Genomic DNA, 13,281 nt, shown 5'->3' on the forward strand with positions numbered 1-13,281 from the left:
CTCGAAGAACGCCTCCTGCCCAGCAGAGGCGAAGAGGCTTCTCCGCACTTCGCTCCGACGAGTGGAGCCTGAGCGCAGAGCCGCGCCCGGGGGGGCCCCGGGGGGGGGGGGGGGGGGGGGGGGGGGGGCGGGCCCCGCCCCCCCCCCGGCCCCCCGGGGCGGGGGGGGGGGGCGGCGGGGGGGGGGGCGGGGGCGCGGGGGGCGGGGGGGGGGGGGGGGGGGGGGCGGCCCGGGCCCCCCCCCCCCCCCCCCCCCCCCCCCCCCCCCCCCCCCCCCGCGGCCGTGTCCTCAAACGCCGGACGGGCTGAGAAGGCAACCCGCCCCCGGAGACTTCCGGCCCCACCGGCCATCCGTACACAAGGAGCCCGCGGACACATCCAGCCCCGCCGGCGATGGAGGCGCGGGGACCGGGGCAGAGCCCGGCAACCACGCGCACCGAACAAGAACCCGCACGCACCAGCCCGGCCGGCGAGTGAGGCGCGCACGGCCCCGGGCCGCGAAGGCCCGGGGGAAGGAGGGCGCGGCCCCGCCCGGATGTGGCGGCGGGGCTCCGGAGGCCGGTGGGATCAGATCGCGTCGGCCAGCGACAGCGAATGCAGCTTGTCCGGCGGCCCCGGACGTGCGTAGTACCACCCCTGAGCCGTATCGCAGCCCAGCTCCCGCAGCTGGTCCGCCTGGACCCCCGTCTCCACCCCCTCCACGGTGACCGCGAGTTCCAGGCTATGGGCCAGGGACACGATCCCCTCGACGATCTTCAGGTCGACGGGGTCCACCGGCGCGTGCTGCATGCCCTTGGTGAAGGAGCGGTCCAGCTTCAGCACGCTGACCGGCAGCCGCCGGAGGTTCGCGAGATTGGAGTACCCCGTGCCGAAGTCGTCGAGCGCGATGTCCACCCCCAGCTCGGCGAGCTGCCGCAGCGGCCGGAGCAGCCCCTCGTCCGCGCCGATGAGCGCGGATTCGGTGACCTCCAGGCACAAAGCCCCGGGTTCGAGGCCCGCGCGTTCCAGTACGGCGACCGTGTCGGTGACGAGGCCGGGGTGCTGGAGCTGGGTCGGCGAGAGGTTCACATTGATCCGCAGGGGGACGCCCTCGGTGCGGTGCTCCTGCCAGTACCGTGCCTGCCGTACGGCCTCCTGGAGCACCCAGCGGCCCAGCGGCACGATCAGCCCGGTGTGCTCGGCGAGCGGAATGAACTGGTCCGGACCGAGGACACCGTGCTGCGGGTGCGACCACCGCACCAGCGCCTCCGCGCCGTGGACCGTTCCGTCACCCATGTGGATCAGGGGCTGGTACTCGATGAAGAACTCACCGCGCTCCAGCGCCGCGGGCAGCGCGGTCGTCAGCCCGTGCCGGGTGATGGCCCGCGCGTCGAGCTCCGGGTCGGCCAGCTCGTAGCGGTTGCCGCCCGCCGACTTGGCCCGGTACATCGTGATGTCGGCGCTGCGCAGCACCTCCGCGGTGGTGCGTCCGCGTGCGGGACCCTCGACGATGCCGATGGAGCCGCGGACCGTGAACTCGCGTCCGTCGACCCGGATCGGCGCGCCGAGCGCGGAGAGTATGCGGGAGGCCAGCTCGCCGACCTCGTACTCCGTGTCGGGCCCGGTGGTCAGCGCCACGAACTCGTCGCCGCCGAGGCGCGCCACCATCTCCCCCGGCGCGGTGGCGCAGCTCTGGAGCCGGTCCGCGACCTCGACGAGCAGCCGGTCGCCGGTGGCGTGTCCGAGGCTGTCGTTGATGGCCTTGAAGCCGTCGAGGTCGAGATAGCAGAGCCCGAAGCGGGCGTCGCCGCCCGCGGTGAGCGCCTTCTCCAGCCGTTCGAAGAACAGTGTCCGGTTCGGCAGCCCGGTGAGCGCGTCGTGCGTCGCCTCGTAGCGCAGGCGCAGGTTGAGGAGCCGTCTCTCGGTGGTGTCCTCCAGCAGTGCCAGCAGGTACTGCGGCCGGCCCTCCGGGTCCCGCAGCAGGGACATCGTCAGATTGGTCCACAGGACGGTGCCGTCATGGCGGAAGAACGGCTTCTCGACCCGGAAGTGCTCACGTTCGCCCCGGATGAGCTCACGGTAGAGCTGTCCGATGTGGGGCCGGTCCTCCGGATGGGCCCATTCGGTGATCCGCTTGGCCCGCACATGATGTTCGAGCCCGCCGAACATCCGGGTCAGTGTCTCGTTCACCTCCAGGACGTTGCCCCCGAGATCGGCGATCCCTATGCCGATCGCGGCCCCCTCGAAGACGGCGCGCAGCCGCGTCTCGGTGGCGTGCAGGGCGTGCACGGCGTCGGTGCGGGCCTGGAGCGAGGAGCGCGCTATGGCCTCCTGCTCGGCGAGCGTACGGTCCCGCAGCCCCTGGGCGAAGCCCGCGGCGACCGCGTGCTGGAGCCGGGAACAGCGGGCGCGGCTCTCCTCGACGGCCAGGTCGGCCGCCCCGGCGTCGCCGCAGTACAGCACCAGATAGGAGTCGATGACACCGAGGGTGCGGGTGAGCGCCTCGGGGTCGGTGCAGTGCGCCTCGACGAGCGCGGCACCGATCCGCTGCGCCGCCTGCGGGTCGAAGGGGCGCGCGTGCAGTGACTCGCTCAACTGCCGGGCCAGCGGCAGCAGATGCTCCTCGACCTCGGAACGGGTCAGGGAGGTCGCCGTCACGGGAAAGACAGCACGGCTCCAGATGGTCGCGAAACGGCGGAGTCTGTCCTCAAGACCGTCCGGGTCCGCCGTGGGACCCGATGCCTGCGACGGCGCCATCACGCCCTGCGCCCCACCCCTGCGAAGCCTGAGAAGGCATATGGGTCCTCCTGCTCGGCTGGGGTGTCCGGCCGCCAGTGCGGCATGGACACCAGTCCGGGCTCGACCATCTCGTACCCCTCGAAGAACCGAGCAATTTGCTCATGTGAACGCATGATCAACGGATTGCGGATGTCACGGTAGACGCCGACCGCGTCCGCCGTCTGCTCCTGCGACACCGGCACGCCGTCGTAGGCGGCGTGGGTGATGACGATCAGACTTCCCGGCGCGAGGGCATCCCGCAGTTCCCCCACCGCGCCGTAGGGGTCGTCCGAGTCCTCGACAAAGTGGAGCACGGCAACCAGCAGGAGCGCCACCGGCTGCCGGAGATCGAGGAGTTCGCCGACCTCCGGGCTCTCCAGGATGTGCCGGGGTTTGCGCAGGTCGGCGGCGAAAACGGCCGTCTGCGGGTACGTTTCGAGCACGGCCCGGCCGTGGGCGACCGCTACCGGATCGTGATCGACGTAGACAACTCGGCAGCGGGCGTTCGCCTTCTGCGCCACCTCGTGGACATTTCCGAATGTCGGAATTCCCGACCCGATGTCCAGGAACTGGGTGACTCCGCGCTCCACCGCGTAATTCACCGCACGGCGCATGAACGCCCGGTTGGCCTGCATGATCTTCGGCAGTCCCGGCATGAACCGCATCGCCCTGCGGGCGGCTTCCCGGTCGACCTCGAAATTGTGCGAACCGCCCAAATAGTAGTCGTACATGCGGGACACGCTCGGCACCGATATGTCGATGCCGGGCGGGGCCCAGGCGGGACGCTCCATCGATGTCTCCAAGTCGCCACGGAGTAAGTCCGGCCATGTGCATGGCCAGTGTTCGAGCCGAGGCTACTGATCGCCCGCCAATTGGGCGAGCCCAAGCGGAAATTCGCGGTCCGTTCTTGGTCACAGAACTCCGGCACGGCAACCGGCCCGCCGTCACGCGGGGGACGTGAGGCGGGCCGGCCGGGCCGGAGTCGCGGCGAGGGGACTACTTGGGCGCTCCGACCGGCTTGCCCTGCGGGTTTACCGCGAACCAGGTGCCGCCGACTCCCTGGCCATTGGTGTCTCCGGCCTTGGCGTCGCCCGCGAAGGTGTAGAGCGGCCAGCAGTCGATGGTCTGCTGCTTGATTCCATCGGGACGGTTGAAGGTGACAAATCCCTTCTTCAGGATTCCCTTGGTGTCGTTCTTGTCGACGGGGGCGACAACCGGCCACTTCTTGAGGCAGTCACCCGTGCAGGCCGTCTTCATCGGCCAGGCCGAGTCCTTCATGAAGCGGTAGACGGTCCTGCCGTTCCTGTCGACGACGATCTCACCGAGCTTGGGGTCCTGACGGGTGGAGAGCCCCGCCTGATCGGCGGGCTGCCCGCCGGCGTCGCCCCCGCCACCGCCGGTGCCGTAGCCGTCCGAGCCCGCCCCGCCGCCCGCGCCGCCACCGGCCTTCTTGCCGTCGGGGGCGGCGGCGAACCAGGTGCCGCCGACTCCCTGGCCCTTGGCGTCCCCGGCCTTGGTGTCCTTGGCGAAGCGGTACATCGGCCAGCCGCCGATGGTCAGCTGCTTGCTGCCGTCGGACCGGGTGACCTCGCCGATCAGCGAGGCGTCGATGCCGGGCGCGGCCGAGGCGCCGCCCGCGGCGACAACCGGCCACGCCTTCGCGCAGTCGCCATCGCAATTCGACTTCGGCGGTGAGGCGGTGTCCTTGTCGAAGCGGTAGAGCGTGAGACCCGCGCTGTCGGTGACGACCTTGCCGAGGTCCGGACTGTTCCACACCGCCAGCTGGCCGGCCGGCTTGGCGGCCGCTCCCTGGGCGCTGGCGCCTCCCGATCCGTAATCCCCGTAGCCGCCGTTTCCGGGCTGGGCCTGGTTCGCGGCACCGACGGACTGACCGTTCGTGTTCTCCTTGCCCTTGTCCTGACCGCACGCCGTCGTCAGCGCGAGTACGGCCGCCGCAGTCACCGCGAGCGAGGCGTTCCGCCAGGTGTTCATGTCCACTCCCGTAGTTCATCCAGCCTGATGCGACGCCTTGGGTGCGCCGTTCATGGCCCTAGGTACGGACACGGGACGGCGATGTGTTCAACGCGGTCGGAAATTTCTTCGCCACCCGTCCGGGGTCCTCCGCCGGCGAGCCCGGGCCCCTCGGTACGGACCCGCCCGGACCAGGGGGAACGCGGTCCCGGCGGCCATCGCGGGCGGGACGCGCGTCCGGCGTCGGCGGGGGGGACACGCCGGCCGTGTCCTCCGGCCGGGCTACGACTATGACCCATTCGCCCGGCAGAGACCGCGGGAGAGAAAAGGGGCTTTTGGCGTTTCGGTCATCGAGGGGCATTGCCTGCCTTGTGGAAACAGGTACCGCGGTGGCACGGTCACATCGAACGCCTTCCCCACGGTCCGGCTCTCCGAAGGCCGCGACAACCGCGACAACAGAAACAGCCCGGACAACCGGAACAACAACGGCCCGGACAACCGGAATAGCGGCGTCGGGCATGGGCGGTGGAGAGCCGTCGCCGCACGGTCGGCGCGATTGTCTGACCGGACGGACCTCCGGCCGGGTGGCGCTCGGCGGTCTCGGGGGTTCCCTCGGCCCGACATCCGCGGAGACGGCCGTCGGCGCCGCGATAACGAACCATCACCGAGTACACCACTCCTCGCATTTCGGCACCGGTCCACCCCGGTGATCCCGCCGGCCCCCGACACGCCGCCGACGCCTGACGGAGCCGCAGGTCACGGACCGTCAGAAGTTCTGTCCGACCCGATGACACGGATGGATCACGCCGGGTGGCCGCCGCCACCCGTTCGCCCTTCCCTCCTCGCCACTCCCGCCGCGCTCACTTAGCGTGTCCGTAGACGTCTGAAAAGATGACAAAGGGGAGAATCCATGGGCGAGGACGACAACGGCCCGGAGTCGAGGATGCGCTCGCCCTGGGGCGTACTGGCCCTCGTGATGCTCACGGGTATCGCGCTGATGAAAGACGGGGTGGATGTCGCCCTGGGCCCGCCGCAGCCCGCCGCTGCCGCCTCACTCAGCCGTCCCGACAGGGAGACCCTCGCACCTCTCGCCACCCCCCGGTCCCTGGACTTCGCACCGGCCGAACGGGTGCGGATCCCCTCGATCAGGGTCGACGCCCCGGTCATGAACGTCGGGCTCGATCCCGACGGCTGGATCGAGGCACCGCCGGCCGGGAATCCCCATATCGCCGGCTGGTACCAGAACGGCATCTCCCCCGGCCAGCGCGGCACCGCCGTGCTCGTCGGGCATGTCGGCAATCGCTCGGGGCCCGCCGTCTTCCACGGTCTCGGCTCCATCGAGAGGGGCCGGCTGATCGAGGTGCCGAGGCTCGACGGCAAGACCGCGGTGTTCGAGGTGTACGGGGTCGAGGTGTACCACAAGGACGAATTCCCCGGCGCCAGGGTCTACGGGGACACCGGCTACCCCGAACTGCGCGTGATCACCTGCGGTGGCGGCTGCTCCCGGGACGACGGCCACGACGGGAACGTGGTCGTCTTCGCCCGGATGATCACGTCGCGCTGACCGGCGGCGAGCCGTGCGGCCTCCCCGGCACGGCTCGCGCCGGTGTTCCCTGGCGCGGCTCCCGGGGGTTTCCCCGGCGCGACGTTCTCCCAAGGGGCTCCGGCACCGGTGGCCGTACGGGGTGGCGGTATGGGGTGGCGGCACGGGTGGCGCCGGCCCGGGTGGCTCGGGAGCCAGCCGCGCCCGAGCGACCGGCTGACTCGCCGCCGGGCACACCGCCGGGAACGGGCACGCTCAGCGGGACGGGACCGTGATCCGGTACCCCGCGTCCAGCAGCTTCGGCAGATAGCTCCGCAGGGCCGCCACGCTCTGCGAACGGTTGCCGCCCGCGTCGTGCGACAGCACCACCACACCCGGCCCCGCGCCCTCCACCACCCGGCGCACGATCGTCCCGGTGCCCGGCTCGGTCCAGTCGAGGGTGTCGATCGTCCAGGCCAGCGGCTCCATCCCCAGCTCCGCGCCGATCTCGAACGAGAGCCTGTTCCAGGCGCCGAAGGGGGCCCGGTACCACAGGGGCGCCTCCCCCAGCACCTTCTCGATCATCTCGCTCGTACGGCCCAGCTCACTGCGGATCCCGGACGGCGGGAGCTTGGGGATCAGCGGGTGCGACCAGGAGTGGTTGCCGATCACATGGCCGTCGTCGGCCATCTCCCGCAACAGGCCCCGGCTCGCGGCCGCCATCCCGCCGCAGACGAAGAACATCGCGGGCACGCCGTAGCGGCGCAGGACGCTCAGGATGTCCGGCGTGTAGCGGGGGTCGGGTCCGTCGTCGAAGGTCAGCACCATCGTCCTGCCGGTCTCCGGAAGCCGCAGGAAGGGGTGCCTGCGTACGGGCGGCAGAGCCCGGCGCGCCTTCGCCGGCTGGTGGCCCGTCATGGGCAGCAGCCGGTAGGACGACGACTTCAGCGGTGGGGTCCCGGCGATCTGGGGGCCGCTCACCGGACGGACACCGCCCGCGGAGCCCGCCGCGCCGCCGCCGGACCGGGGAGGGGCGGCCTCCCCGCCCGGGGTCACATCGGTCACGAGCAGCCCCGCGGTGGCGAACGCGCCGAGTCCGGCGGCGATACGGAGAACCGACCGGCGGTCCGGGGGCGTCTGATCCTTCTTCATGACCAACTGCTCGCACGGTCAAGGGGCCGGATCCGACACCAACACGCCCGTGCGGACGAAAACACCCGATGGGAGCAGTCGAACACGCGGGCGGCTCCTCTGGTGTTCCCCTGCCGCGGATTCCCCCGGGGCCCCACACACGGCAGACCTCCACGGCAGACCCCCGGCACGGCCGGCGTCCGGGCCCGCCGGCGTCCCCGCGCGGGCCGGGCGTCAGGTGCGGCGGACCAGCGGGAAGGGGAGGGTCTCGCGGATCGTCAGCCCGGTGAGGAACATGACCAGCCGGTCGACCCCGATACCGAGCCCGCCCGTCGGCGGCATCGCGTACTCCAGCGCGTCCAGGAAGTCCTCGTCGACCTCCATCGCCTCCGGGTCGCCGCCCGCGGCGAGCAGTGACTGCGCCATTAGCCTGCGCCGCTGCTCGACGGGGTCGGTCAGCTCCGAGTAGGCGGTGCCGAGTTCCGTACCGAAGGCTACGAGGTCCCAGCGTTCGGCCAGCCTCGGGTCGTCGCGGTGCTGGCGGGTCAGCGGGGAGACGTCGGTCGGGAAGTCCTTGTAGAAGGTGGGCGGCCCGGTGCGTTCCTCGACCAGCCGCTCGTACATTTCGAGGACCACGTCACCGCGGGTGTCGTCGGGGGTGTGCGGCACGCCCGACGAGTCGCAGAGGCGGCGCAGCTCGGCCTCCCCCGTGTCGGGATCGATCTCCTCGCCGAGCGCCTCGGACACCGCTCCGTAGACCGTCTTCACCGGCCAGGGCCCGGAGATGTCGTGGGCGACGAGCTTCCCGTCGGGTCCCGCCCTGTGCGCGAGGGGCGAGCCGAAGGCGGCGGTGGCGGCACCCTGGATCAGTTCACGGGTGAGATCGAGCATGACGTGGTAGTCGGCGTACGCCTGGTACGCCTCCAGCATCGTGAACTCGGGGTTGTGCTTGGAGGAGACACCCTCGTTGCGGAAGGTGCGGCCCAGCTCGAAGACCTTCTCCATGCCCCCGACGCACAGCCGCTTGAGATACAGCTCGGGCGCGATCCGCAGATACAGGTCGAGGTCGTAGGCGTTGATGTGGGTGGTGAACGGCCGGGCGTTGGCGCCGCCGTGGATCTGCTGCAGCATCGGGGTCTCGACCTCCAGATAGCCGCGGTCGAGCAGGCCCTGCCGCAGCGCCTGGACCACCGTGGAGCGGCGGCGTACGACCTCGCGGGCGTCCGGGCCCGCGACCAGGTCCAGATAGCGGCGGCGCACCCGGGCCTCGGGGTCGGCGAGCCCGTGCCGTTGGTCGGGCAGGGGCCGCAGGCATTTGCCGGTGAGGTGCCAGCCGGTGACGAACACCGACGGCTCGCCCTTGTCGCTGACGCCGACGGTGCCGGTGGCGTCGATGTGGTCGCCGAGGTCGACGTCGTCGGTGAAGCCCTTCAGCACCGCGGGTCCGCAGCGGTCCCTGGTGAGGGCGACCTGGAGGTCCCCGGACCAGTCGCGCAGGACGGCGAAGACGACACCGCCGAAGTCGCGTACGGCCATCACCCGGCCGGCGACCGTCACCGTCCGCCCGCTGTGCTCGGCATGGCTGTCGCGGATCTCGGCGAGGGTGGCGGTGCGCCGGACGGTCGCCACGGGGTACGGGTCGACACCGGCCTCGCGCAGCCGTGCCAGTTTCCGGTGGCGGACGCGGACCTGCTCGGGCGGCTGGCGCCGCACCGCCTCCGCCGGTGAGCCGGGTCCGGCGAGCCCGAGCATGTCGATGGACGGGAGGCCTTCGGTACTGACGGGTGTGGTGAGCCCCCGGGGGCGTCCCCTGCCCCACAGGGTGCGCAGGCTCGGCACGGAGACGAAGCCCTCGGCGATCCCGGAGGCGAGTCCGACGCGGGCCAGCGAGCCCGCGTCCCCGTAGCAGAGGAAGCGCGGGTACCACTCGGGCTGGTACTTCACGTTCGACCGGTACAGGGCCTCCAGCTGCCACCACCGGGAGAAGAAGAGCAGCAGGCCGCGCCACATCCGCAGGACGGGACCCGCGCCGATCCGGGCGCCTTCCTCGAAGGCGGAGCGGAAGACGGCGAAGTTGAGGGAGATCCGGCGTACGCCGAGCCGGCCGGCCTGGGCGCAGAGCTCGGCGACCATGAACTCCATGATGCCGTTGGGCGCGGCGCGGTCGCGGCGCATCACGTCGAGGGAGATGCCGTCCCTGCCCCAGGGGACGAAGGAGAGCAGCGCCTCCAGCCGTCCGTCGCCGCCGAACGCCTCGACGAGCAGGCAGTCGCCGTCGGCGGGGTCGCCGAGGCGGTCGAGCGCCATGGAGAAGCCCCGTTCGGTCTCGGTGTCGCGCCAGGTGTCCGCCCGCTCGACGACGGTCCGCATCTCGTCGTCGGTCAGGGCGGAGTGGCGGCGTACCCGGACGGTGGCGCCGGTCCGGCGCACCCGGTTCACCGCCTGCCGGGTGACTCTCATGTCACGGCCGTCGAGATCGAAGCGGGCGACGTTCACGATCGCCTCGTCGCCGAGCTGGATGGCGCCGAGCCCGGAGCGGGCGTAGGCCTTGGCGCCCTCCTCGGAGGCGCCCATCACCGCCGGGGCCCAGGCGTAGCGCCGGGCGACGTCCAGCCAGGCCGTGATGGCCGGTCCCCAGGCCTCCCGGTCGCCCACGGGGTCACCGCTGGCGAGGGCGACTCCGGCCTCGACGCGGTAGGTGACCGCCGCCTTGCCGCTGGGCGAGAAGACGACGGCCTTGTCCCGGCGGGTGGCGAAGTAGCCGAGCGAGTCGTGTGAGCCGTACGCGCCGAGCAGGGCGCGGATACGGGCCTCCTCGTCGCCGTGGAGCGCGGCTTCCATGCGCTGGGAGCGGAAGAGGGTCGCGGCGGCGGCGAGCAGCGCGATCGCGCCGAACAGTCCGAGGAGGAAGAAGAGGAAGCGGGACGGCCGGCCGTCGAACTCGTCGGTGGACACCAGCCCGCCGAGGACCCGGTTGGCCGCCCACAGCAGCCGCTGCGACTGCGGCAGGCCGCCGGGGAACAGCTCGACCAGTCCCCATCCGGCGAGGATTCCCAGGGTGAGCCCGGTCATGAGGACGAGCAGGGCCCGCCAGAAGGCGCCGTGCCTGGTCCGGGCGTAGAACTCGCGGCGCGCGACCACCAGCACGGTCAGCGCGATCGCGCACAGTGCCAGATTGGCGGCCCAGGTCCACTCCACGACGAGGACCATCAGCAGGATGTCGGCGAGCAGCAGCAGGGACAGATAGACGACCACCAGCCACCAGGCCGTCTTCTTGCGGGCGCCGACGGCGGCGGCGAGCAGCAGCAGGAAGACGGCGTAGGCGAGGTTCGCGCTGACGGGTACGACGACGACGTCCAGGAAGCGTGTGATCGGGCGCAGCAGGTACCGCAGGGGTGGGATCAGCGCGATGGCCGCGCAGTACACGCCGAGCAGAGCGAAGATCATCGCGAATGCGCCGGGCACCCTGCTCATCGAAGGGCGGCGGACCGAAGCGGTCTCCTTCACGGTGACGCTCATGAACAGACTCTATGGAAGCGGCCGACGGGCCGCCTCTCGGACCGGTTAGCCTCGATGGTGTGACCGATCGACAGACCCCTCAGTTCGAGCGCGGCACCGACGGGCCGAAGGTCATCGTCGCCGGTGTCGACGGCTCCGACTCGTCGCTGCGGGCGGTCGCGTACGCGAGCGGTCTCGCCCGCAGGCAGAACGCGCTGCTCGCGATCGTGTACATCCAGCCGGTGATGCCCGCGGGGGCGGCGCTGGGAGCACCCGTCGCGGACACGACCGGCGAGATCGCGGAGGGCCTGGTGGCGGAGATCCGGTCCGCGACCGAGCGGGTACGGGGTATCTGGGACGTCCGCTGGGAGTTCCACACGTTCCCCGGTGATCCGTACGGCGGCCTGGTGAGCGCGGCGGACGAGCTGAAGGCGGACGCGGTGGTGGTGGGTCTGTCGGAGTCGGCGGGTCACCGCTTCATCGGCTCGGTGGCGGTCCGCCTGGTGAGGACGGGCCACTGGCCCGTCACCGTGGTCCCCTGACACCTGACACCTGACCCCTGACCCTGGGATCTCCCGGCCGTGCGGACGTGCTCCGCCGGCCCCCGGCCTTCCGACGCGAATCCGGCCCGGCGGCGATCGAGACGCGGGCCCGGTGACCGGCAGCCCCGCCGACGCCTGTGGCACGGGACCCGCGGGACGGGAGGCAGGCGGTTCAGCCCGGCCGGCGTTCGAGGCCCGGGGACTGGGGGGCGGCGCCCCCGGCGAGGCCGCACGCCCGGGCAGGGCCGGTCACACCGGGCGTGCCCGAGGACGAACACGGACACAGCGAGCCGCGCCCGACAGGTGGCCCCATCAGACCGCGCCCGAGGACGAGCGCCGACACACCGGGCCGCGCCCGGAGACGGGCGGCCCCACCGGGCCGCGCCCGGAGACGGGCATCGCGGCCCGGAGCGTCAACGGCCCATCGTGAGGCCGTCCTTCGCCGCGCCCCGGGCGAGCACCGCCTCACTGATGTCCTCCTGGGCCTCGCGGTACTCCTCGGGAGCCCCCTCCTCCGTCAGCGCGCCCGGCAGGTTGACCACCCGGCCCGCCTCGATGTCCATCATCTGCGGTACGAACTCCGCCTTGGTCACCTGCCACCGCGCTCCCGCCTTCGCCGGAGGCGAGAAGGTGAAGCGGCCGATGGAGCCCTGGTTGCCGCGCGGGTCGAAGCGGCCGGAGTAGTTGACCATCGTGCCGGCGATCTGGGCGCCCATGCCGTAGACGACCCAGGTGCCGTTGACCTTCTCGTACGCCTGGGGGACACGCGCATGGGTGCCGGTGATCAGGTCGATGTCGGGGCGTCCCGCCGTCGTGGACGCGGTCAGGCTCTTCGCGAGGCCGAGCTGCCGTTCGTCGGGGTCGGTCTGCCATTCCGTGCCCCAGTGGAGGCTGATGACGACCACATCGGCACCGGCCTTCCGGGCGGCGCGGGCGTCCGCGACGATCTTCTTCTCGTCGATGAGGGCGACGGCCCAGGGCCGTCCGTCGGGCAGCGGGGAGCCGTTGGTTCCGTAGGTGTAGGCCAGTTGCGCGACCCTCGCGGTGCCCGCCTTCAGCCAGGCGGGGGTGGCCGCCTCCTCGGCCGTACGGGCGGAGCCGCTGTGCCGGATGCCCGCCGTGTCCAGTGCGTCGAGAGTGCGCTCGATCCCGTCCGCGCCGTCGTCCAGGGAGTGGTTGGAGGCGGTGGAGCAGGCGTCGTAGCCGGTGGCGGCGAGGCCCCGGGCGACCTGCGGCGGTGAGGTGAAGGTGGGGTAGCCCCGGTAGTCGCCCTCCTCCCCGTACACGGTCTCCATATGGCAGATCGCCAGATCCGCCTCGGCGACGATCGACCGGACACCCGCGAGCATCGGCCGGAAGTCGTAGCCGTCGCCCCGGGAGTCCTCCCTCGCCCGGCGGATGACCGAGTCGTGCGGCAGGACGTCGCCGCTGGCGACCAGGGTGAATCCGCGCTCCGGGGCGCTTTCGCCCGTGGCCGTGGACCCGGAGGGCCCGGACGGGCGCGGGGACTGAGCGGCCGGGCCGCCGCCGGGCCCGGCACACGCGGCGACCGCCCCGAGCAGCAGGGCGGCGGCGACGGCGGTCCCGTGGCGCGAGCGCCGTCCCATGAGCGGCCACCAACCCATCCAAAGAGAATTTGATATGCCAATCCGAATGCACAGGGAGAGTGGTGCGGAGTCAAGCGACACGGCCGCCGGATCGCCGCAACGGGCCGGAAGATGACCCGAAAGGCCCTGAAACGAGCCGGAGTGAATCCGAGGCGGCGCGAACGGACGGGGACGGGTCCAAGCGGGCGCGAACGAACGCGAACAGAAGCGAACGGACGCACAACGAACATCGGGCGGCCCCGGCCGGACCGGGT

General features: G+C 71.9%; 8 protein-coding genes. 2 read left to right on the forward strand and 6 right to left on the reverse strand.

Features of this window, described 5'->3' with window-relative positions; genetic code table 11:
* Positions 1 to 566: 566 nt before the first annotated feature.
* The 3 genes from ACFYT4_RS20385 to ACFYT4_RS20395 all read right to left on the reverse strand — a co-directional run bounded on the left by ACFYT4_RS20385 (position 567) and on the right by ACFYT4_RS20395 (position 4,748).
* Positions 567 to 2,735 (reverse strand): putative bifunctional diguanylate cyclase/phosphodiesterase, encoded by a 2,169-nt coding sequence (locus ACFYT4_RS20385; RefSeq protein WP_389270898.1) that lies wholly within the window; start codon positions 2,733 to 2,735, stop codon positions 567 to 569.
* A complete protein-coding gene (locus tag ACFYT4_RS20390; RefSeq protein ID WP_389270528.1) occupies positions 2,735 to 3,547 on the reverse strand; it encodes an SAM-dependent methyltransferase in 813 nt (270 codons plus the stop codon). The genes ACFYT4_RS20385 and ACFYT4_RS20390 overlap by 1 nt, the downstream gene beginning before the upstream one ends.
* Positions 3,548 to 3,752: 205 nt before the next feature.
* Positions 3,753 to 4,748, reverse strand: coding sequence for an SCO0930 family lipoprotein (locus ACFYT4_RS20395; protein WP_389270532.1), 996 nt, complete (start codon positions 4,746 to 4,748; stop codon positions 3,753 to 3,755).
* An 889-nt stretch (positions 4,749 to 5,637) separates the two neighbouring features.
* Between ACFYT4_RS20395 and ACFYT4_RS20400 the strand changes: the two genes are divergently transcribed.
* Entirely contained in the window at positions 5,638 to 6,291 is a 654-nt protein-coding gene (locus tag ACFYT4_RS20400) for a class F sortase (RefSeq protein ID WP_389270535.1), read from the forward strand.
* A gap of 234 nt (positions 6,292 to 6,525) precedes the next feature.
* Here the strand turns inward: ACFYT4_RS20400 and ACFYT4_RS20405 are convergent, their stop codons facing one another.
* Entirely contained in the window at positions 6,526 to 7,401 is an 876-nt protein-coding gene (locus ACFYT4_RS20405) for a polysaccharide deacetylase family protein (protein ID WP_389270538.1), read from the reverse strand.
* A 213-nt stretch (positions 7,402 to 7,614) separates the two neighbouring features.
* Positions 7,615 to 10,899: a bifunctional lysylphosphatidylglycerol synthetase/lysine--tRNA ligase LysX gene (gene lysX, locus ACFYT4_RS20410; protein WP_389270540.1), complete on the reverse strand. Its 3,285-nt coding sequence runs from the start codon at positions 10,897 to 10,899 to the stop codon at positions 7,615 to 7,617.
* Positions 10,900 to 10,958: 59 nt separating this feature from the next.
* Between lysX and ACFYT4_RS20415 the strand changes: the two genes are divergently transcribed.
* Positions 10,959 to 11,420, forward strand: coding sequence for a universal stress protein (locus ACFYT4_RS20415; RefSeq protein WP_389270542.1), 462 nt, complete (start codon positions 10,959 to 10,961; stop codon positions 11,418 to 11,420).
* Between the two features lie 413 nt (positions 11,421 to 11,833).
* On the opposite strand, the gene ACFYT4_RS20420 is transcribed toward ACFYT4_RS20415, so the two are convergent.
* Positions 11,834 to 13,045: a CapA family protein gene (locus tag ACFYT4_RS20420; protein WP_389270544.1), complete on the reverse strand. Its 1,212-nt coding sequence runs from the start codon at positions 13,043 to 13,045 to the stop codon at positions 11,834 to 11,836.
* Between the last annotated feature and the right edge of the window lie 236 nt (positions 13,046 to 13,281).

It is taken from the genome of Streptomyces sp. NPDC004609 (assembly GCF_042873655.1).
Lineage (GTDB): Bacteria > Actinomycetota > Actinomycetes > Streptomycetales > Streptomycetaceae > Streptomyces.